Genomic DNA, 19067 nt, shown 5'->3' on the forward strand with positions numbered 1-19067 from the left:
TATAAAAGAAGTCTTTTTATTAATCAACCTTACGATAAAATAAGGCATATAAATACTCAAAAACGGCAAAATGAGCAATCTAATATTAACAACGTCCGAAGAAAAACATAACGGACAGACCTTTATTCATGTAGATAAAAACCGGGGAAAAATAAGACCTGGTGAAAAATACATTTTTGCAGAGTTCGACCCCGGGGCACCTAATAAACAAGGTGCGCTAATTGGTCGGAGACTTTGTGTTGACTTAGAACTAAAACGACTTGACGACCTTACACCAACTATCGCTTTTTTGGATAAAAATTGCGAATTGGACACTTACAGGGAAATTTTAATCAAACTCCGAAAAATCAAGCCCAATGACATGTTAGTCATTGCTACGTTCACAAATGAGTCTAACACAAAAAACTACTGGAAAAATGCACCAATTCATAATTAATACCTTCTTTTTCATGGCTTCTCTGCAGCTGAATGTATCACCACAATCAGTTGAAGAAAGTTTAAAACAAATGTATTCGCTTTATCAAAATGATGATTTTGATCCTAGCGATTACAATGATAAGCTTTTGCAGATATTTCAATATTATTTGGAAAATAGGTTTTACTTATGCTTGACACCATAGGTTTAAGACTACATGCCATCAATGACATTAAGACAGGAACGCTCAATATAATTAAATCTGAAAATGGTTTATCTCCCTACGCCGTTCCTGCTCATAATGATTTATATAAAAAAATGATGGCTGCAAAAGATCGTGATTTTACGATGACGGTTCATTATAGCCGTGAGCGTGAAACTTACGAAGAAACTGACGCAGAAACGGTGCATATTCTTGAAAATGCACCCAGACTAACCAAGCATTGGAGTGTAAAAGACCGCATGCGTTTTGTGCATGGTGAAAAATCTAAAGATGTTATCAAAGGCATTAACGGTGAATATCGTGTGCCTTCAAGTTTTTCAGACGCTACGTTTTTCATAAATCCAAATGCTGGATATATCGACTTTCAGGTCTCTATACCAAAGTATCTATACGGTCATTCTTTGGCTCAATTTATTCCACAGGAAAATTCAGACTTAAAATTTAAACATGGTTTAAAATTTAACGAATGGAAATTCCAGAAGGAACATTTATATGAACGCCTGCGAAAATTCATAGAAAAGTTTTTTACTGATCTATGTCATCATTTTGGAGTGGAAGTTTTACCTGACGAAAATTACATTGAAATAACTCGCCTTGACCTTTGTTACAACATGTATTTCAAGGACAAGGAAGAAGCTTTAAAAGTTTTAGACAATCTTAAAAAGATTAATAAAAAACGTCGCAAAAAGAAGCTAAATGAGGGTTTAATGGATCATGATACCACATTAGATTTTAAATCAAGTGTAGGGGCTTATTATAAGATTTATCACAAAGGCACCGAATACAGTGAATCGAAGTATGGCGACTTGAGGAAGCATTTAAAAATCAATCGAGAGTATATCGAAAAAATGATAAATCGATATTCGAACCCGGAAAACAAAAAGTTTTACGGTGATCATCATGCCGAAATCTGGGGGCATTTTAAAGCCAAAGGACAGGGTAACGATTATATGCTTTCGGAAAAGAATAAAGACAAACTTCAAAAAGTCATTGATCATATTAACTCCGAAGTGCCTTATAAAGTCAATTTCTTAAAAAAAGAAATGGACAAAATTTTAAGGTATGAGGTTTCTCTGAAAGGGGCTTTTTTCGCTAACCTTTTCAAAAGGCATTGTTTTAGGCGTAACGACCCGGTTCATTTCGATGCAATGAAACGCTATAAGAATACAGCCTCAGTTTTAAATAATCAGGCAAAAGACCCAACGAAAATAACAAGGCATGACCGCAGGAATTATAAAATGATGCATAAATATTTAAACCGTGCCTTGGTATTGATTGTCGGAGATAATCAAACTTTAAAAAGGCATGGTTTAAGGTCTGGAAGTGATCATAATTCAATTACCAATGAATATAAAATCACAAAGTTTCAATACGCTTATACTGGTATTGGTAAGCATGATACGGCGCATTTTGATGACTTCTTTTTAAAGCAATGTGTAAAAAAGCTTAGTGATTTTATAAGTGAATATACCATCGATGTTATTGAACCTTATGACGATGTTATGAGTAAAATTAAACATCACAATGAGCAGGTTAAAAAGAAAGTTGAGATATATAATTCTGTTAACCATTGGAAATGCATTCAACCAAATGGAGAGTATAAACGTAAAAGAGTTAAGGTGAAAACCTTTGAAGGAAATTATATTCATGTAGATGGCCCTATCATTTCTAAAGCAACTCAATTATTATCTAGAAAAGAATTGATGGAGGAAGGAATGAAGACCATCAACCAGACAGTTTTAGGCTCTATTATAACACAGTTATATGTTCATCATAAATCTCTTGATAATATTTTTAATGAAATGGGAACGCATAAGAGTACCCGAAGCCGTTTAAGGGCAGATTTACGCATGTTTGACATATATGATAATACCATGAACGTAAGTGAAGCTGTCATCATGAAAACTGATTTTTCAGACTATTACTGGAAAACTTCCGGCCTTGAATACCAAAAGAAATTTTACCGCAATCTTAAATTAATATCCGAAGACTATGGCATCAATCCCTTTGACCCCAGAGACGAAGCAAATATTGCTTAAGCTTAAAGACGATTTGGGCGAGAAAACCCAGACTGGAACTCTTGAACGAATTATCAATGAATTTCAGGAAATGAAAGTGAAATATAAATCATTGTATTGGCTCAATGAGCTTAATAAAACTAACGGCACTAAAAACGCAATTGAATTATGAAAAAAAGAAAAATAAATCTTCAGGAATTTAAAGTAGGAGACTTTATATCTCCTGAAAATAATGGTGAATTTTTTGAAATTCTTGAAATCAGAGATTATCAGGGAAAAACAACAAATTATTTTCTTCTACTTAAAAAGCATTCTGATTTTAATTTAACACGTTCATTACCAAAATCTAATTCTTATTTATTTAAATGATATCATTCCACGGCTGAAAGTTTCATGATCTACCCGGAACCAAAACCCAGGAATGTTTAAAATCATATCAAAATGACAAAACAAACTGAACAGGATATAATTGTAAAATGGATGAGACAGCTTAGAAATGATCATCATGATAAAGTTCAAAGATTTTCAAACTATCATTTATGTGACTTGGTTTTTAATTTTTTTGATTATTTTAAACTATATCATGAAATTAAAGCAATTGAACGCTTTAATAATATGTATTACCTCTTTCCTACTGATACACATATAATTTTAAAAAGTACCCAATAAAACCAATATAGGTACTAAACTGATAAAAGGGGCATTTCGCCCCTTTCTTTGTGTCTGCAATCGAAGTATTAATAAAAATTTTAAGATGGCACGTACAAAGAAAAAATATTTTGGAATGAACCTGTTTACAGGGCTGCTTTTAGGTGGTGTTGTTTTGGCGGCTGTAAAATTCCACGAAGAAATTAAGGCGCAATTGTCAAATATTCCTGTTGTAAAAGACTGGATTTAAAATTTAGACGATGAGAAAGATTTTAAATTTTGATACGCCTTATCCAATTGAGATTACAAAAGAAACTGTTGGGGCAATTAACCTAAGGGTTAAGGCCATGAAAAACAGTGGAGTTAATGACGCAGACGGTAACCCAATTTTAGAGGCTGCCCCAATTGTTGATTTAAACCGAATCTCAATCGAATTAGAGCTGCAAAGACGAGGGCAAAGGAAAGTGAAGATTATGAGAGGTAATCTTGCTGATAACCTTATAGGAATGTATGCTCAGAGCATTAAATATAAGCATGCGAAAGCTTCTACCTCACAGGGGTATAATCACTATTTAGATTTCAATCCTTTTGCGATTGCACTAAGGGAAGGTGATAAGCTTATAGCAAATATTACCGTTGGTTCTGCGGCTTATGATTCCGTAAGAAAAATGGATAGTCTTATTGAATTTGAGACGGTTCAGGTGAAAGATGGTACCAATGTATTCCCGGTGGTTCGTTCGTACCCTGTTGGAAAGGATAAAGAATTCTTTGACGGTGATTTGGGAAACAATGTCGCTAAGGTGGTTGCTTTGACTGATCTTTCAAAAGATTATCAAGGAAGTACTGAGGCTAAAGTAAGACTTGGTAAAATCCGCGCGAATAACTTTGATAAGTCCTTCACAGATACTGCGCTGTTCGTTCAAAATCAACACATGTTTGATGACAATGATCAGACGGATATCGAAGACCTTATAATCTATCAGGGTAAACCGTTAGACAATGTTTGGCTTGAAGCTGACTTTGATAAACCTGTTTTGGAATCCGCAAAAATTCTCGTAGTAGCATACGAAAGAATATAAAGACAACTTTGGTCGGTTAGTTTGTTTTATTTCTAGTTAGTAAAAGGCCGCCTAATTTCGGCGGTCTTTTTCTTTTAATCCACTCTCTATTATGTATTTATTCGACGTTTTTTTAAAAATAATTAAAGCTTTTCATCTGGTTGATTCTGATGGTTACAACGCCTTAAAACAGGACGTTAAATCATGGGAAGAAAATGCGCTTTCACCAAAAGACGAAGGCAAAGATAAAACCCAGTTGATCTATAAAAAGATTCACAAAGGAGTTCTTGCACGTTTAGCAATGCCGATTCTATATTTTTTCGCATTGAAAAACTTGTCAAGTATTATGACACCAGAGAAAGAAGAAGGGCTTTACTAAAATATTATTATGGGTTTTTTAAGCGATTTAAATTTTGGTGGTAGCACTTCTGCGTTTGGTTCATCTACTTCCTCTTTTGATTTTGGAAGTCTTGCAAATTCCGCAGTTTCCGCAGGTGCTCAAGGCTCAGACGGTTTTAACACCGGGGCGGCCGCCAACATGGCATTGGAAGGTGCTGCTTCTCTTATTCCTGGGGGTGCATTGGTTAAAGATGTACTTGACCAATTAGGGCTTCAGGATCGCATTGACGCTGTTTCAAAATATGGCATTGGATCATGGGGCGCAATGACGCCAGAGAAAAGAAAGCAAGAGTTTCACAACAATGTTTACCCTTGGGTTCAAAAAACATTGCAAAGTGTAAATAATAGCAATTTAGAACAAGTATTAAATGAGCTTTCAGTAAAGCTTACTTTCAATATGCATTTGTATGATAAACTCTATCAAAATCATTCCAATGCAAAGAGTTCTAAAATTGCTAATTCTTGGGCTAGGGATGAGTTTAAAAAACTTTTGAACGATTACCCTGCAGAAATTGTAAGACAATTCAAAAATCAAGGAGTTACGATAAATGTGAATACTATTCAGGCGTCTCCAATTGATTACAACGTGATTGATTTGGGTGATATGGACGGCAGAATTTTAGAGCATGATATGTTGAAACTTCCTGTATCTCTAAAAACGTATTCTGTTGATTTTTCAACTGTTTCTTCTTCTACTATTAAAATTGGTGAAGATGGAAAACCAATTGTAAAGGCGAATTCCTCAGGATCAGGTCTTTTAATGCTGGGCGGTGGAATTCTTCTGGCAGTTAAAAAAGGACTTTTAAAAATCTAAATGTTAAAAAAATAAAACTTGGCAAGATGGCAAAAATTAAAAATAAATGGGGTAGTAAAAGAGGTTCTAAAACCTCTGGATCAGTAACCATGAAAAACAGTAATAAAAAAGCTCGCTATGCTAAAAAGGTGAAAGAATATAATAAATCTGGGAAGTTGAAAGGCGTTAAATACTTCGCCAAGGCTTCACAGAAAAGAGCTACAAAAGCATTCAAATTTTAATAATGCAGCGATATTCTAAAATAAATACGACGGCAAATAAGCAAGGCTCATTAGAACAATGGGCGTTGCTGTTTGCTTTGTTACTGCTGTTGTTTTGGGAAAAGGTTGCGCCAATGGCAAAAGGATTTCTTTGCGAGTGTCAGAGTCAGAATGAATCTGAAAGCGAGGAAATAGATAATACAATCGATTTGCCGCAAACGGTTCCTGGTTCTTTCGGTCAATCTTTTGAAATCAATAAAGAAGAATTTGAAAGGATGAATGATTTAAATGTATTCAATATTGAACCCTCAACATTGGTAACTGCTTTTGATCATGAAAATGACACTTTAAAAATTATTCAAAATGGCATTCCTACTTAAACAAATCTGGCTAATACCTGTATTGATATTGATTCTCTTTAGAGATTCAATTTTTAAAATAAATCAAAATGGTGTTGATGGTCGCAGTGATATCGGAATGGGCCATAGATCAGAATCCGGCGCAACAATTACAGATGACCAAGCTAATGAATTGGCAACACGTTTAGAGGTCTCTATGAATAGTATGGGCACTGATGAAGAAGCGATTTGGGCAGTTTTCAAAAAGTTTAAGAATAAGGCTGATTATGATAAAACCCATAATGCATTTGGTTATCGCCAGTATGATAAAAATTTCGGTAATGTCGGAACTCCTTTTTCACCTCAGTATAATTTAACTGATTGGCTTAATTACGAATTAAGTACTGAAGATATCCAAAGGCTTGCGACAGATTTTCCCTTTACCAAAATAGCTTAAAATGAAACAAATTATAAAACTGATTGACCTTTGTTTATTGATAGTCGCTGCTGTGTGTCTTATAGTTATACTGCTTGCGACGATTGTCGCTCTTTCTCCTGCTATTGCATTGTGTTTTATAGCTTATCAGGTGAAAGAATATTTTGTGTACAGGAAAAGTGCGCATTGCAAGCTTGAAGAAAAGAAAGCATTAAAACGAAAAACAATAACAGATTTTTTACAGCATGAAAATTCTTGATATACATGAATTCAGAGAGGGTGACCGTCACGGGTTTGGTCATTTCGGTGCTTCTCGTTCTGGTGGTACTAGAACACATAAAGGAGTTGACTTAGTGGCCAATCCGGGCGATTACGTTTACGCTCCATTCAAAGGAAAAATAACCAAATATGGTTATTGCTACGGGGATACTTTAGAGTATAGATATATAGAAATTACAGGTGATAAGCATATCTGTAGAATTTTATATTCTGAATTGGATGACGCTTTCGATGTTGGTGATTCGGTTCCTGAAGATCAATTTATTGGAATTGCTCAGGCTATTGAAAAAAGATACCCTGGTATTACTCCGCATGTACATGTGGAAATCTATAAGGTTTCAGATACTAGCCGAAAAAGTCCGCTTGATCCGACGGAACTTTTAAAAAAAAAGGACTTGTTCACGGAGCTTTAGGATTTTTCCTAATTCTCCTGTCAATTTTAATATTTAAGAAAGCGAAATAATGAACGATTATAAATTTCTATTTCTTTCAATTGCTTCGATTTCTCAAAATTATTTGATAGAAGCAAAGCCTTGGTTTAATGCGATTATATCAATACTTACTATCGCTGTTTTATGCTTTAAATTAAAAGATTATGTTCGAAATACTAGGGGGCGCATTAAGTAAAATTCTCGGTGGTAAAACGCCAGAAGGTGAGAGCCAAATCCTTGAAATGGTTGGCGAAATCTTCAAAGGTAAAGAAGAAAAGAAAAGAGCTTTTCTACTGGCTTTAGAAGACAAGGCTATGGAAAAGGCCAAATTAGAAATTGAAGACACTCAAAATGCCCGACAAATGCAAGTAGAAGCATTAAGGCAGGACGATAAGTTTTCAAAAAGGTTTGTTTACTATTTCTCAGCTGCGGTTATATCTATCATTTTATTAGGTCTTGGCGGTCTATTGTATTTTGATATTCCACAACAAAACGAAGTTTTAGTAACTCGAATCGTTGATCTTTTTAAAGATTTAGCAATGATCATTTTGCCGTTTTATTTCGGAACTCGAATAAAAAGAAATACAGAAAATGTTTGAAAGTAAAATCAATAAGCCAAAGGAAATCCAATATGTGGATTTGGTTGGTGCAATAGCTTCTTTAGGTGTTGCCGTTTGGACAATTTACCAAGTATGGAAAAACATGAAAAACGATAATTAATGAGTGTTTTAGGATATTTTAAAGTTAAAAATAAAGGTGGCTCAATACCTGATCCTATATCAGTAAATGAAGACACTTACATAACGGCTCAAATGAACAATGTAACAATTAGAGTTAAGTCTGATTGTACTTTGCTATTTACAGCAGAATTACCGTCTAATTTTACTTTAAAAATAGTTGTTTACGGTGGTTGCCAATGCCGTTTAATTGGCGAAGGTGTTACAGTTACAGGATATGAAGGAAACTTAATACCTGAACACACATCATGCACCGTTTTTCGCGATGAAGACACAGGCGATTTTAATGTCATAAGAGATCAACCTGTGATTGATTATAATTATTATAGATTGTTCTCAACGAATTCTGAGGACATTAATTATATAGCTTTAAATCTTGAGAGAAATCATCTTTTAAGAATTAAAGAAGGTACAGCTTTAATATATGAGAAAACTAATGAAGCTCATCACATGTCCGCCGGTGTTGATCTATCAGAAATTAAAAGCGCCTTAGATAAAGAAGCAACGTTCTGGGCTACCGATAATCGAGTTATTAGATTAAATCAAAGTACAAATCAAAATTTATTCGCAATTTATTTTGACAATTGGAATTTTGATGCTTTTGATTTTGATAGCATTATTCAAATTGGTTACACAGAATTTATTTACGGTATGGAAAATATACCTCATAATTTGAAGTGGCGTATCAATTACGGAAGTGTACCGCTAATTCAACAGCTATTAAATACTATTGATTTTAAAGAACTTTCTTTAACCTATGGTATTAATCAAAATTATGAGCCTGTTAATGTAATAGCAAAACAAAATTTAGAGCTTTTTAAAACAAATAGTTACCCTAGAGATAGAAGTTTAGATTTTGTTGTAAAAGATTGTCCTAATCTTTCTCACTTAGAATTAGACCATAATAGAAACGTCAATGCTGTTAAAAGTTTAGATGTTCAAAATTGCCCGTCTTTGAATTATGTAAGGTTAAACAATTTTTATGCTCGTTATGGTTCCCAGTATGCCCCGGCTAAAAATGTAGATCAATTATTAACTGATCTCGATAACAACGGCATTGAAAACGGCTATTTAGAATTGACTGAAGATTATCAGTGGACGGCAACAGGGCAAGCTGCATTAGATAATTTAATTGCAAAAGGTTGGGATACATCAAACATTATACAATACGCATAAAAATAAAATTATGGACTATACTTTAGACAGTGTAACACTTGTAAAAAAAGCCTTAAAAAAAAGGTTTCCAGATTATAGAATCGATAATGAAGAGAAATTTTTAGTAGGCGCTGAAATGGCTGAAATGAAAGAAAAAGAAAATAGGTTTTTCTTTGGAATACTCACCGTTTCAGATGTTAGAACTGCTGATCTTACTTTTAATGAAAAACCTATAATCCAAATATCTGAAGGTTCACAAATCGGTAGTCAATTATTCACCGCAGCAGAATTTAAAAATTTAAATGGCGATCCTTCTTCCCCTGAAGGTTTGTTTTTAGGCCACGAAATAAATGTTTTACCTCACTAAATATCAAACAATGAAAAGATTTAAAATTTTAGCGTTTATCGCTTTGCTTACCCTTACTGCATTTACTTGTATAGGGCAGAACAACCAAATGATAGAAATTACTGCAGTTGGTTCTGTTATCGAGATAGAAGATAATATTGCTGAAGTAACTACTTCAGATTACGCCAAGCATTTAGAAATCGATGCAAAAGGCTTAGAAGTAGGGAAGGAGTATAGGTTTAGACTTATAGTTTCTGAAGTAGAAAAGTCTGAAAAATGGTGTTCAGGTTGCACAGGCGAATTAAAAGCACATGTAATCGGTTTTTCAATTACGCAGGATCAGGCAAAAAAGGATGCAATGAGAGTTGATAAAATCCCCTGGTCATATTCAAAAAGTCCAAGACATCACTAAAATTAAAACCCTCTGAAAATATCAGGGGGTTTCTTTTTTGATATCAAAAAACAGGCGGCCAGCTCGATATCTACCCGGAACCAAACCGCCAAAAATTCAAAAATGATATCAAAATGACAAATACTGCAGAAATCTTCCGGAAGATATCAGCTAAAAATGATATCAATTAATAAAATTCAGAATCATCTTCCTTTTCTGGTAAACCGCTCTGAATATTCCATTGAATCTGCTTAATGGTTTCTTTATACATTCTGAGTTCACGTTCTGCATTTACAAAACGCTGAATAGCTTTTTTTAATGCTAACTGATCATTTTCATAATTCTCCAGCATTTTTAAAACAGCCTTGGAATTAGTTTTTTCATTTAAAGAAGATTTTGCCTTTTCTAAGGCTTCTTTTTGATCATCTGAAAGATCACGTATAATTATATTCATCTTAAATATTATGAAGTTTATCAAATAGTGATTTTATCCTCAATCTTACTTGTGAATCTGGTTTTAATAACCTTATAGATAAGTAAGCTAATTCAGCTACTTGAGCATTTAAATGAAACAATGAGTTTCCAATAGCATATTTAGATTCCTTTTCTAATTCTTCTATCCTCTCCAATAAATAATTTTCTAGCTCTTTCATTTGTTTTCTTCTTTAGAATAAATAATCGGTTCTTCATCTTTACGATGTTCAACAAAGATTTTTTCCTCTGTTTTAAGGTCAATCATAATTTCGTCTATACGAAAGGGGTAAGGCCTTCGAGAAAAGCTCACAAAATTGCTCCTATTTCGTTTACGGTTGATTTCCTCAACCTTTTTGCTTGATCGCTCAAACCATTCGGCAGATTCGCCAGTAAAAAGAATGTCCATAACAGTCGGGTTTGGTTAAAAAAAAATATTTTTCCCCCTAAAGGCCTAAAATCTGAACGCTTAACCGTACGGCTTCGGCTTATAGGCAATTTTTGCCAAAAAAAATACTACCCCGTAGGGGTGGAGATTATTTTTGAGCAAACCCGAAGGGCTTGAATTGATCTTAAGTTGAAGTTGTACGACTTTTGAGAAGATTTCTATGCATTTCAGGGGGAATACTTCCCCGAAGTACAGAATGAAAATAAAAGTCATTATACATTCCTAAAATAACAACTTGGTTTACTTCAAAAAGCGGGTACAAGTAACACCCGCTTCCAAGTTGCACATGTGCAACCTTTTACCACTTAAAACATTGAAAACTAGAATATTGACGTTTTTCTAAAATTTCAGGATTTATGTTAAAAAACTCGTAACCTAAATAACTGAATTACAGTGTTTTACTTTTTTATTTAAAGTTATACTTTAATGGTTGATTGCTAACATCTGTATATCAGCCTTTTAACCTATTTTTTGGTATTTTTTAAGGAATATTCTTTCATTTTCTAAAAATCCTCTTAAATTTGTGATTGTAAGTTCTTTGATTTATTGCAAATGAATAATTGACGATGCTGTGAGAGATTTTTTAGTTTAAAAAATCTTAAACATGGAAATATTACAAATTACAGGCTATATCGGTTCTGATGCCGAATGTAAACAAGAATCAGAAAATAAATTTTTAACTCGTTTCTCAGTTGCTTCTACAAAAAGATGGAATGATCGAGAAACCGGGGAAGAAAAAGAAAGTACTAATTGGTACACTATTTTTCGTCGTTCCTCAAAACATCCTCAGAAATTACTCAATCACCTTAAAAAAGGTAATAAAATCTATATAGCGGGGCAACCTTCTTACGGCGTAAATACGCATGGGAATGGCGTTAGGGTTGAAGTTATCTTAAATTCCAAGGAGATTGAAATCCTTACTTTTGTTAATTCTATTCAAGGGAATTCTAACGAAAATCCTTCGTAATGGATTATTTTTTCGTTTTAATTCATTGGTTTGAAAAGAATCTAAATTTCAATTTTTTACAAAAGTTTTTAATTGTCTTTTTCCTTTGGTTATCAGGGTATTTAACCCACGTAATCATAGGTATATTGTATGATTTAAACTTCTGACATCGCAAATTTTTCCTAAAAAATTCATTTAAAATATTACAAGGCTCAAAAAATTAGTATTTTTGTTATAGCCGAGTATTTGTTCTATTCCATTAGACAGCTCATTGTCAATGAATTAGATGCAATATTTTATAAAAGAGAGGGTTTTGCCACCCTCTTTTTTAGGAAGAATCTTGAACTATAATTTATATTATGTAAAATAGATTATTTCTAGTTTTATTTGTTCCGCTATTAGGTTACATATGAAGTCTATAGAAAAATTCACTTAATATCCTTATAATCAAATAATTATAACCGTTGTTTAATCAATAAAGAATTAGAAAACCTAATCAATTGATTATTAAACTCTTAAATTTGTAGTTCACTAATTTTTAAATAAGTGGCTATTCATCCAAATTCTATAGTGAATTACGTTCCGCAGAATTCTATAAAGGAAATTCATCATATGGAATTCGGAGATATTTATTTTCTCAGGAATACAATTATCGCAGAGATAGCTGAAGGAATGGTTTATGGTTGGGAATCTGGTAAAAAGGTAATTGAATTGGCTGAAAAGTTTTACGGTATAGATTCTCGTTTAAATTACATGGCTAACCGTATTCATGATTATACAGTTATCGCCCAGGACTGGACCAGGTTTTTTTCTGAAAATAAATCTTTGCAAAACTTTTGTATAGTAACCCATGGTAATACTGGAGTTACAAATATCGCAATTGAACGTATTTTCTATAAAGATGGTGAGATACAGCATTTCACCAATTTAATCGATGCTTTGAAATTTCTGAAGGAAATGTAATTAATTAAAGGTTTCCTCTAATTTTGAAAAATCTCCCCGATAAGAAATTCTTGATCTTTCAGAACTATTTACGGAAGTATCTGCTTTACCATTTGAGTATATAAAGATCAGAAAGTTGAAATCCTCATTATTTTCTGAAGTCGCTTTAAATTCTATTTGTATTCGAGATTTATCTGGTTGCTCCTTTATTTTATAATCTTCAATCAGGCCTTTACAAACAATGCCTCCCTCCTTTTCCGAAGGATTACCGTAGAATCTCCTACCAAAAAAAGGCAGATCTATATTAACACTGTCCTTATCCATTCTGAGAAAATTTACGGTATTTATGATGCTGATGTTGTTGCCTAATTGAGAATTTGCAAAGTTATTTACTATCTCAAATTGCCTGTTCTCCACTAAAGTTTCTAATTCCTGAAACTCTTTCAGGTCGTTATCAGTTAATTTTTTACTGGATCTACAGGAAGCGAAACTGATGACGAGAATCGTCAATATGAGATAGTAATTCATTTTCATAATCTAATCATCATCCTCTTCACTAATGGAGTCCAAAGTACCCTGAATAGTTTTGTTTTCTTCATCAGACAATCCATCACTGTTCTTATTAACTTTTAGATTCCCATCTCCATCTTTCTTAAGCTTTTCATCTTTTTCATGGAAATTAGATGGTCTTCCTGAATTCTTTTGCCAGTCGGCTTGTTCGTTATTGTTTTCCTTATTCATAATTATTGTTTTTCCTAAATTAAGGATTTGTCTTTCGAATGTCTTCAGGTTTAATGATGATTTAACAGCAGTTAAGGCATTTTGACGTTGAATATGAATGCTCGATATTTCAGTAAAGCCACAAAGATCGTTGCTCCCAGTGCATTACCAGCTAATGCTGTAAATAATGTTTTTAAATAAACAACAAAATCTATTTCAGGAGAAACCAGCATTCCGGCAAATATCTCGATCTGTCCGATAATACTATGGTGTAGACCGGTGAATCCCATAACAGCGGTAATGATATAAATGATAAAGATTTCTGAAGTAGTTTCTTTTGAAGAGGTAACCAGCCAGCTAAGTAAACCCATTAACCATCCTGCCAAAATTGCGCTCACCAGGATGGTAGGAAGACTATAATCTACATAATGCTTCCCTATTTTTGCGATGATCTCAGCATCAAATAATCCAAGATTGGGACCAACCCAGGATAAGGTAAGAGCGATCAGAATACCACCAATAACATTTCCTAGTATCACGATTCCCCAAATTCCGAATAAACTTAAAATACTCCGCTTATTGTTAAGTACCGGTAAGGCTAATAATGAAGTTTGTTCTGTAAATAGAATTGATTGACCCAGAACTACAAGGATGAAACCTATTGGATAAACCAGAGCCATTAACTTGAAAATGCTTTCTTCAGCAACTTTGCCTTCAAGAAATCCAAATAATGAACAAAGCATTAAAAAACTAAAACCTATTTCTAAACCGGCCGTAAATGAACTTAGTAAAATACTTCGTTTACTCCTGTCATAAGTCTTACAGCCTTCAACTATTTGTTCTTTTAATATCTCACCGTGGGTCTTAGTCCTGGTAGAATCATTTGACGAGGAATTTTTCAACTCCTCGTCAACCTTTTCTTCTTTTTCTTTCAATTTAAATTTCTTTTCTAGTTGCAGTTAATTTTATCGCAAGATATATGTTTTACTAATTTATGCATGCAACTCCTCCTGTTGAACTTCTTCCCATAACTCTACCGCTTTATCTCTGCAGATTTGAATCATCTTGAATTCATCATGGCGAGCATTATTATCAGAATTATAATACATTTCACTGTATTTAAAACCATATTTTTTAGCATCTCTGGCAGAAGCTGCATAATATATATAATCTATATCTGCCCAATAAGCTGCTCCAAGACACATCATACACGGTTCGCAACTGGTAAAAAGCACACAACCTTTTAATGTTCTTGTTTTTAATTTCCTGCAAGCTCTTTGGATTGCTCTTAATTCTGCGTGCTGTGTGCAATCACCTTTACACAACACCTCGTTACGGGATTCGGCTACAATTTCATCTCCCCTTGTAATTACTGCACCAAATGGACCTCCATTATCCATATCCCTTCCTTCCCGAGCTAATTTAATAGCTCTTTTCATCATTCTTTGTTGTAAATCCTTTGTTTTCATAGTTCTATAAAATTAAGCATTATTCAACACCTCAAAGATTATTTCACACTATTTACCGCTGGATTATGTTCAATTTATGCTTATAGCGTACAAGTCTAAAAATACTCCTAAAACTTTGCCAAATCTAGCCTAAGAACTATGGCTAAACTTGAAGAAATAAGTTTATTTAATCAATTGAAAAACCGAAAAATTATGGAAACTATATTTGAATTTGTAAATATTGACAAGAGTCAGAATCTTGAAGCTTTTACTCAGAAAAAACTGAATAAGATCGAAAATAAATATGATTGGATCGTAAGAGCAAATATTTACTTCAAAAGAGATGAAAATCAAAAGCCTAATGGTTATATCACCGAAATTAGATTAAGTGCTCCGGGACCGGAGATCTTTGCTCAATCAAACGAAGATTCATTTGAAGCTTCTATTGCCGAAACAGTTAGAGATCTTGACAGACAGTGTGAAAAGCGTAAAGCTAAAATGAGCACACATTAATTGATTAATAGAGAATTAAAAAGCCCTTTCGTTTGAAAGGGCTTTTTTTATATATAGATAAATTAGAAAACCTACGCTTTCAAATCTTCCTTTTCCAGTTTATCTTTAAATTCATTAATAATACCACCTTTAAGTAATACCTCTATCTGTCGATCACTCATAGTATGTTTGGTTTCGAATTCCTCTTCCTTGCCATTATCTTTTTTGACTATAACTTTGATATTATTTCTTTTCTTCACATCATCACGTAGATTTTTAAAGGAAATAATATCGCCCTGTTCAATTTTATCATAGTCTTTAATATCAATAAACTCCAATGGCAGAATCCCAAAATTCACCAGGTTTTGCCAGGCGATTCGGGCATAGGAATTAGCGATAACAGCTACCTGACCAAGATATTTTGGTGCTATTGCAGCATGTTCTCTACTTGATCCCTGAGCATAATTATCTTTTGCCACTACAATATGACCGCCAAATTCATCTTTTGCATCCATGGCCCTGTCGTAAAAAGACTCATCAATAACCGTATATGAATATTTACTGATCTCCGGAAGATTACTTCTGAATGGCAATACCTCTTCTCCTGCTTTAAGAATCTCATCTGTTGAAATATTATCTCCCATTTTCAATAAAACTGGAACATCATACTTTTCTTCCATTGGTTCTATATATGGTAAGGATTTAATATTTGGTCCTTTTTTTAGTTCAATACCGGTTCCATCTTCAGGTGGGGCAACCAGCATTTCAGTATTTATGATCTCAAGATCTGGATGTTTGAACTTAGGATACTTCATATTGTAAAGTTTCTCCATATCCCTAGGATCGGTAATTTTTCCTGTTAATGCTGAAGCCGCTGCAGTCTCAGGACTACATAAATGTACCTGATCATCTTTAGTTCCAGATCTATCAGGAAAGTTTCGAGGCATTGTTCTTAAACTAATCGTTCCAGATGCCGGAGCCTGTCCCATACCTATACAGCCCATACAACCGGACTGGTGAAATCTTGCTCCCGCTTTGATTAGATTGGCAAAGGCGCGATTATCGATCATGTTCTGTATCATTTGCCTGGAAGTTGGGTTTATATCAAAAGAAACATCGTTATTTACCGACTTCCCTTCTACCATTGCTCCTGCGATCCAGAAGTCTCTCAATCCCGGATTGGCAGAAGAGCCAATAACGACCTGGCTTATATCTTTTCCCTCAACCTCTCTTACCGGAACTACATTTCCAGGACTTGTAGGTAAGGCAATAAGTGGAACAAGCTCATTGAGTACGATCTCATCCTCGAAATCATATTTACATCCTTCATCTGCTTTAAGTTCTACCCAATCTTCTTCTCTCCCCTGTGATCTTAAAAACCTTTTTGTTTCTTCATCACTTGGAAACACTGTAGTAGTAGCACCTAATTCAGCACCCATATTTGCAATTACGTGACGATCCATCGCACTAAGATGTTTTAAACCATCTCCATAATATTCAATTACTTTTCCTACACCGCCTTTCACATCGTATCTTCTTAGCATTTCCAAGATTACATCTTTTGCACTAACCCAATCTGGTAATTTACCGGTAAGCTTAACACCCATTACTTTAGGCATTTTCACAAAATAAGGTTGTCCAGCAATGGCCGCTGCAACATCGAGGCCGCCGGTACCAATAGCGAGCATTCCAAGTGAACCTGCAGCAGGAGTGTGACTATCAGATCCTACCATGGTTTTACCGGGTTTACCAAAGCGTTGCATGTGCACGGGATGGCTTACTCCGTTTCCCGGCCGGCTATACCATAAGCCAAATCTTTGTGCTGCTGAATGCAAGAATAAATGGTCATCTGCATTTTTAAAATCGGTTTGTAATAAGTTATGGTCAACATATTGAACTGCGACTTCTGTCTGGGCCTTTTTCAGTCCCATCGCTTCGAGTTCCAGCTGTACTAAAGTTCCAGTTGCATCCTGAAGAAGCGCCTGGTCTATTTTGATCCCGATCTCTTTACCGGGTTCCATCTCACCTTTGAGCAGGTGTTCTTTAATAAGCTTTTGAGTGACATTGAGTTTTGACATAGTTGGAAATTTTAATCTTTAATTTACCAACTTTCATAGGAAAGACAGGTCTTTTTAACAGAACCTTAGTTTTAAAAGCACGAATCATCTTGAATTCAACAAGAATTGTTATTTTCAATTTATTCTATATTTAGTTGCAAATATTTTAATCAATGAATCAAATAGTAAAAAGAGCCATCGTAGGAGGAATCGTTTCTACAATCGTTATGGGAACAGGAACTTTTATTCTAGGGCAAATCTCAGGTTACAAAGCCATGGAATTATTGAAAAATTCCATGTCCGGAATCAATATGCTATGCAATACGGTAATTTTAGGTTCTACAACCATTCTGGCTTTAATGCTTACTTTACTTGGATTAAGCAGATCTTCAGAATCCAGATTGACAGACCGTCATTATAAAGATGTACTCATGATCGCTAAGTCTGATACTATTCTTATAGTGGCCGCGGTAATCGCTTTTCTATTGCTGAATCTCCCAATTAGTGAATCACAGGAAGTTGGCAGCAGCTGGTATGAAACAATTTATTATGCGAGTTTAGGTCTAGCATCTTTATTAGGTGGTGGCTTTATTGCGGTTGTAATGATGCTTTACGGAACAATTACAAATGTTATTCTTATAGTTGGATTGAATATCAAGGATCATCCATTAATTTCTACGGAAGATGCTGAAGAAGTAGAAGAACAGTAAGAAAGAGAAAGAAAAGAAAAATCGAATTCCTAATAAATAGTAAAGGGCATTTCTAAAGTAATTTAGTTTAACGGATTTGCTGAATTCAAGGCAATCATGGTCAAACAGATTCTTTCGAAAAGCCCTTTCGGAAAATTATATTTATATAAAATTAGCTTTTACCAAGCTTATTTAAAATGTCAATTTGATTTCCTTCTTCCAGATTAAAGCCTGGTTTTCCTTTACGTGGAAACAGGAATGTAAATTCTGTATCAAACGCAGCCCAGCTTTCAGCTAAGCCATAATCGTTATTTGCATTCTTTTTCTCAGGTCTTATAAAAGTATTCAATTCAGAATCATAGTCAGATCCAACAGCGTCTTCTCCTGGAAATAACATTCCGTCATTGATTTCAGTATAAACTACAACTGAAGCACCTTCACTTCCCGGTAAATCAAAAATATTGATATCAAAACTATCCAGAACTTTATCTTTCGCAGTAATATCTTTTGTTTTAAAATCATCCTTGAAGTTATTTCTAGGATGAGCATAAATTGGAGCACCACCAGCGTCTTCAGAAATAGTTTTCAGATCTGAATATGCTGTATTAAGGATTCCATCGCAAGTGATCAAAATACCCTTAATATTATAACCTTCTTCCACCAACTTTTTAACTGCTGCTTTTGAAGATTTTTCCACTACATCAATAAGGATCATATCTCTACGATTCAAATGCCTGATTGCATATCCCTGATTGAAAACTCCGTTTTCTTCATCTCCCTTTATGATAAAAGTGTCAGGAATCAATTTTAAGAATTTTCCCTGTTCACCTTGTTCTATAAACTCTGCCGACTGGCTGTGAAGCACCTCCATTTTATCTACTGTCTTCATATATAAATGATTTTTAATTGATGATTGAAGATACAAAAGAAGGCTGTAGAGGTCAACCTAGTTTTTAAATGTTTAAC

Annotated in this window: 29 protein-coding genes; 20 read left to right on the plus strand and 9 right to left on the minus strand. The window is 34.2% G+C overall.

Features of this window, described 5'->3' with window-relative positions; genetic code table 11:
• The first annotated feature begins 70 nt into the window (after window positions 1–70).
• The 16 genes from RE431_RS06320 to RE431_RS06395 all read left to right on the plus strand — a co-directional run bounded on the left by RE431_RS06320 (window position 71) and on the right by RE431_RS06395 (window position 9909).
• A complete protein-coding gene (locus RE431_RS06320; protein ID WP_309561120.1) occupies window positions 71–436 on the plus strand; it encodes a hypothetical protein in 366 nt (121 codons plus the stop codon).
• 168 nt (window positions 437–604) lie between these two features.
• Complete coding sequence (locus RE431_RS06325; protein ID WP_309561121.1) at window positions 605–2677, plus strand: phage/plasmid replication domain-containing protein; 2073 nt, start codon at window positions 605–607, stop codon at window positions 2675–2677.
• A 147-nt stretch (window positions 2678–2824) separates the two neighbouring features.
• Window positions 2825–3025, plus strand: a complete 201-nt coding sequence (locus tag RE431_RS06330; protein WP_309561122.1) for a hypothetical protein — start codon at window positions 2825–2827, stop codon at window positions 3023–3025.
• 385 nt (window positions 3026–3410) lie between these two features.
• Window positions 3411–3554, plus strand: a complete 144-nt coding sequence (locus RE431_RS06335; RefSeq protein WP_309561123.1) for a hypothetical protein — start codon at window positions 3411–3413, stop codon at window positions 3552–3554.
• 10 nt (window positions 3555–3564) lie between these two features.
• A complete protein-coding gene (locus tag RE431_RS06340) occupies window positions 3565–4383 on the plus strand; it encodes a hypothetical protein (RefSeq protein WP_309561124.1) in 819 nt (272 codons plus the stop codon).
• 91 nt (window positions 4384–4474) lie between these two features.
• Entirely contained in the window at window positions 4475–4741 is a 267-nt protein-coding gene (locus RE431_RS06345) for a hypothetical protein (protein WP_309561125.1), read from the plus strand.
• 9 nt (window positions 4742–4750) lie between these two features.
• Window positions 4751–5575 carry a hypothetical protein gene (locus tag RE431_RS06350; protein WP_309561126.1) on the plus strand — a complete coding sequence of 275 codons (825 nt, stop codon included), beginning with the start codon at window positions 4751–4753 and terminating at the stop codon, window positions 5573–5575.
• 26 nt (window positions 5576–5601) lie between these two features.
• A complete protein-coding gene (locus RE431_RS06355; RefSeq protein WP_309561127.1) occupies window positions 5602–5796 on the plus strand; it encodes a hypothetical protein in 195 nt (64 codons plus the stop codon).
• 2 nt (window positions 5797–5798) lie between these two features.
• Window positions 5799–6155: a hypothetical protein gene (locus RE431_RS06360; RefSeq protein ID WP_309561128.1), complete on the plus strand. Its 357-nt coding sequence runs from the start codon at window positions 5799–5801 to the stop codon at window positions 6153–6155.
• Window positions 6139–6570, plus strand: coding sequence for a hypothetical protein (locus RE431_RS06365; protein WP_309561129.1), 432 nt, complete (start codon window positions 6139–6141; stop codon window positions 6568–6570). Before RE431_RS06360 ends, RE431_RS06365 begins: the two co-directional genes overlap by 17 nt.
• A 1-nt stretch (window position 6571) precedes the next feature.
• Window positions 6572–6808, plus strand: coding sequence for a hypothetical protein (locus RE431_RS06370; protein WP_309561130.1), 237 nt, complete (start codon window positions 6572–6574; stop codon window positions 6806–6808).
• Complete coding sequence (locus RE431_RS06375; RefSeq protein WP_309561131.1) at window positions 6795–7241, plus strand: M23 family metallopeptidase; 447 nt, start codon at window positions 6795–6797, stop codon at window positions 7239–7241. Before RE431_RS06370 ends, RE431_RS06375 begins: the two co-directional genes overlap by 14 nt.
• A 182-nt stretch (window positions 7242–7423) precedes the next feature.
• Window positions 7424–7858: a hypothetical protein gene (locus tag RE431_RS06380; RefSeq protein ID WP_309561132.1), complete on the plus strand. Its 435-nt coding sequence runs from the start codon at window positions 7424–7426 to the stop codon at window positions 7856–7858.
• A 120-nt stretch (window positions 7859–7978) separates the two neighbouring features.
• Window positions 7979–9172 (plus strand): hypothetical protein, encoded by a 1194-nt coding sequence (locus RE431_RS06385; RefSeq protein ID WP_309561133.1) that lies wholly within the window; start codon window positions 7979–7981, stop codon window positions 9170–9172.
• Complete coding sequence (locus tag RE431_RS06390) at window positions 9129–9518, plus strand: hypothetical protein (protein ID WP_309561134.1); 390 nt, start codon at window positions 9129–9131, stop codon at window positions 9516–9518. The genes RE431_RS06385 and RE431_RS06390 overlap by 44 nt, the downstream gene beginning before the upstream one ends.
• 10 nt (window positions 9519–9528) lie before the next feature.
• A complete protein-coding gene (locus RE431_RS06395; protein WP_309561135.1) occupies window positions 9529–9909 on the plus strand; it encodes a hypothetical protein in 381 nt (126 codons plus the stop codon).
• Window positions 9910–10075: 166 nt separating this feature from the next.
• Here RE431_RS06395 and RE431_RS06400 read toward each other — a convergent pair whose 3' ends face one another.
• Genes RE431_RS06400 through RE431_RS06410 form a run of 3 tightly spaced genes read right to left on the minus strand, consistent with a single transcriptional unit; the run spans window position 10076 to window position 10768 of the window.
• The gene (locus RE431_RS06400; protein ID WP_309561136.1) at window positions 10076–10342 is read right to left on the minus strand and encodes a hypothetical protein; all 267 of its coding nucleotides are present in this window, start codon (window positions 10340–10342) and stop codon (window positions 10076–10078) included.
• Between the two features lies 1 nt (window position 10343).
• A complete protein-coding gene (locus tag RE431_RS06405; protein WP_309561137.1) occupies window positions 10344–10541 on the minus strand; it encodes a hypothetical protein in 198 nt (65 codons plus the stop codon).
• Complete coding sequence (locus tag RE431_RS06410; RefSeq protein ID WP_309561138.1) at window positions 10538–10768, minus strand: hypothetical protein; 231 nt, start codon at window positions 10766–10768, stop codon at window positions 10538–10540. The genes RE431_RS06405 and RE431_RS06410 overlap by 4 nt, the downstream gene beginning before the upstream one ends.
• A 643-nt stretch (window positions 10769–11411) precedes the next feature.
• Here RE431_RS06410 and RE431_RS06415 point away from each other — a divergent pair.
• Both RE431_RS06415 and RE431_RS06420 read left to right on the plus strand, forming a co-directional pair.
• The gene (locus RE431_RS06415; RefSeq protein WP_309561139.1) at window positions 11412–11774 is read left to right on the plus strand and encodes a single-stranded DNA-binding protein; all 363 of its coding nucleotides are present in this window, start codon (window positions 11412–11414) and stop codon (window positions 11772–11774) included.
• A gap of 525 nt (window positions 11775–12299) precedes the next feature.
• Window positions 12300–12716 (plus strand): hypothetical protein, encoded by a 417-nt coding sequence (locus tag RE431_RS06420; RefSeq protein WP_309561140.1) that lies wholly within the window; start codon window positions 12300–12302, stop codon window positions 12714–12716.
• Here RE431_RS06420 and RE431_RS06425 read toward each other — a convergent pair whose 3' ends face one another.
• From RE431_RS06425 to RE431_RS06440, 4 genes are all read right to left on the minus strand, one after another.
• Window positions 12717–13223 carry a DUF4251 domain-containing protein gene (locus RE431_RS06425; RefSeq protein ID WP_309561141.1) on the minus strand — a complete coding sequence of 169 codons (507 nt, stop codon included), beginning with the start codon at window positions 13221–13223 and terminating at the stop codon, window positions 12717–12719.
• A gap of 9 nt (window positions 13224–13232) precedes the next feature.
• A complete protein-coding gene (locus tag RE431_RS06430; protein ID WP_309561142.1) occupies window positions 13233–13436 on the minus strand; it encodes a hypothetical protein in 204 nt (67 codons plus the stop codon).
• Window positions 13437–13507: 71 nt separating this feature from the next.
• Complete coding sequence (locus tag RE431_RS06435; protein WP_309561143.1) at window positions 13508–14350, minus strand: formate/nitrite transporter family protein; 843 nt, start codon at window positions 14348–14350, stop codon at window positions 13508–13510.
• A gap of 57 nt (window positions 14351–14407) precedes the next feature.
• On the minus strand, window positions 14408–14884 hold the full coding sequence (locus tag RE431_RS06440; RefSeq protein WP_309561144.1) for a nucleoside deaminase: 477 nt from the start codon (window positions 14882–14884) through the stop codon (window positions 14408–14410).
• A gap of 192 nt (window positions 14885–15076) precedes the next feature.
• On the opposite strand from RE431_RS06440, the gene RE431_RS06445 reads away from it, so the two are divergent.
• On the plus strand, window positions 15077–15376 hold the full coding sequence (locus RE431_RS06445) for an HPF/RaiA family ribosome-associated protein (protein WP_309561145.1): 300 nt from the start codon (window positions 15077–15079) through the stop codon (window positions 15374–15376).
• A gap of 71 nt (window positions 15377–15447) precedes the next feature.
• On the opposite strand, the gene RE431_RS06450 is transcribed toward RE431_RS06445, so the two are convergent.
• Window positions 15448–17433, minus strand: a complete 1986-nt coding sequence (locus RE431_RS06450) for an aconitate hydratase (RefSeq protein WP_309561146.1) — start codon at window positions 17431–17433, stop codon at window positions 15448–15450.
• Between the two features lie 152 nt (window positions 17434–17585).
• On the opposite strand from RE431_RS06450, the gene RE431_RS06455 reads away from it, so the two are divergent.
• Window positions 17586–18122 (plus strand): hypothetical protein, encoded by a 537-nt coding sequence (locus RE431_RS06455; RefSeq protein WP_309561147.1) that lies wholly within the window; start codon window positions 17586–17588, stop codon window positions 18120–18122.
• A 151-nt stretch (window positions 18123–18273) separates the two neighbouring features.
• Here RE431_RS06455 and RE431_RS06460 read toward each other — a convergent pair whose 3' ends face one another.
• Complete coding sequence (locus RE431_RS06460; RefSeq protein ID WP_309561148.1) at window positions 18274–18990, minus strand: hypothetical protein; 717 nt, start codon at window positions 18988–18990, stop codon at window positions 18274–18276.
• Between the last annotated feature and the right edge of the window lie 77 nt (window positions 18991–19067).

Origin of the sequence: Christiangramia sediminicola (genome assembly GCF_031344135.1) — a bacterium.
Taxonomy (GTDB): Bacteria; Bacteroidota; Bacteroidia; order Flavobacteriales; family Flavobacteriaceae; genus Christiangramia; species Christiangramia sediminicola.

Excerpts from the sequence above, each read along its gene's own strand:
- RE431_RS06410 (WP_309561138.1), bottom strand. The coding sequence starts at position 10,768 with ATGGACATTCTTTTTACTGGCGAATCTGCCGAATGGTTTGAGCGATCA.
- RE431_RS06445 (WP_309561145.1), top strand. The coding sequence starts at position 15,077 with ATGGAAACTATATTTGAATTTGTAAATATTGACAAGAGTCAGAATCTT.
- RE431_RS06335 (WP_309561123.1), top strand. The coding sequence starts at position 3,411 with ATGGCACGTACAAAGAAAAAATATTTTGGAATGAACCTGTTTACAGGG.
- RE431_RS06385 (WP_309561133.1), top strand. The coding sequence starts at position 7,979 with ATGAGTGTTTTAGGATATTTTAAAGTTAAAAATAAAGGTGGCTCAATA.
- RE431_RS06455 (WP_309561147.1), top strand. The coding sequence starts at position 17,586 with ATGAATCAAATAGTAAAAAGAGCCATCGTAGGAGGAATCGTTTCTACA.
- RE431_RS06360 (WP_309561128.1), top strand. The coding sequence starts at position 5,799 with ATGCAGCGATATTCTAAAATAAATACGACGGCAAATAAGCAAGGCTCA.
- RE431_RS06345 (WP_309561125.1), top strand. The coding sequence starts at position 4,475 with ATGTATTTATTCGACGTTTTTTTAAAAATAATTAAAGCTTTTCATCTG.
- RE431_RS06365 (WP_309561129.1), top strand. The coding sequence starts at position 6,139 with ATGGCATTCCTACTTAAACAAATCTGGCTAATACCTGTATTGATATTG.
- RE431_RS06320 (WP_309561120.1), top strand. The coding sequence starts at position 71 with ATGAGCAATCTAATATTAACAACGTCCGAAGAAAAACATAACGGACAG.
- RE431_RS06440 (WP_309561144.1), bottom strand. The coding sequence starts at position 14,884 with ATGAAAACAAAGGATTTACAACAAAGAATGATGAAAAGAGCTATTAAA.
- RE431_RS06460 (WP_309561148.1), bottom strand. The coding sequence starts at position 18,990 with ATGAAGACAGTAGATAAAATGGAGGTGCTTCACAGCCAGTCGGCAGAG.
- RE431_RS06425 (WP_309561141.1), bottom strand. The coding sequence starts at position 13,223 with ATGAATTACTATCTCATATTGACGATTCTCGTCATCAGTTTCGCTTCC.
- RE431_RS06375 (WP_309561131.1), top strand. The coding sequence starts at position 6,795 with ATGAAAATTCTTGATATACATGAATTCAGAGAGGGTGACCGTCACGGG.
- RE431_RS06325 (WP_309561121.1), top strand. The coding sequence starts at position 605 with ATGCTTGACACCATAGGTTTAAGACTACATGCCATCAATGACATTAAG.
- RE431_RS06350 (WP_309561126.1), top strand. The coding sequence starts at position 4,751 with ATGGGTTTTTTAAGCGATTTAAATTTTGGTGGTAGCACTTCTGCGTTT.
- RE431_RS06415 (WP_309561139.1), top strand. The coding sequence starts at position 11,412 with ATGGAAATATTACAAATTACAGGCTATATCGGTTCTGATGCCGAATGT.
- RE431_RS06405 (WP_309561137.1), bottom strand. The coding sequence starts at position 10,541 with ATGAAAGAGCTAGAAAATTATTTATTGGAGAGGATAGAAGAATTAGAA.
- RE431_RS06380 (WP_309561132.1), top strand. The coding sequence starts at position 7,424 with ATGTTCGAAATACTAGGGGGCGCATTAAGTAAAATTCTCGGTGGTAAA.
- RE431_RS06340 (WP_309561124.1), top strand. The coding sequence starts at position 3,565 with ATGAGAAAGATTTTAAATTTTGATACGCCTTATCCAATTGAGATTACA.
- RE431_RS06395 (WP_309561135.1), top strand. The coding sequence starts at position 9,529 with ATGAAAAGATTTAAAATTTTAGCGTTTATCGCTTTGCTTACCCTTACT.
- RE431_RS06450 (WP_309561146.1), bottom strand. The coding sequence starts at position 17,433 with ATGTCAAAACTCAATGTCACTCAAAAGCTTATTAAAGAACACCTGCTC.
- RE431_RS06430 (WP_309561142.1), bottom strand. The coding sequence starts at position 13,436 with ATGAATAAGGAAAACAATAACGAACAAGCCGACTGGCAAAAGAATTCA.
- RE431_RS06355 (WP_309561127.1), top strand. The coding sequence starts at position 5,602 with ATGGCAAAAATTAAAAATAAATGGGGTAGTAAAAGAGGTTCTAAAACC.
- RE431_RS06370 (WP_309561130.1), top strand. The coding sequence starts at position 6,572 with ATGAAACAAATTATAAAACTGATTGACCTTTGTTTATTGATAGTCGCT.
- RE431_RS06330 (WP_309561122.1), top strand. The coding sequence starts at position 2,825 with ATGAAAAAAAGAAAAATAAATCTTCAGGAATTTAAAGTAGGAGACTTT.
- RE431_RS06400 (WP_309561136.1), bottom strand. The coding sequence starts at position 10,342 with ATGAATATAATTATACGTGATCTTTCAGATGATCAAAAAGAAGCCTTA.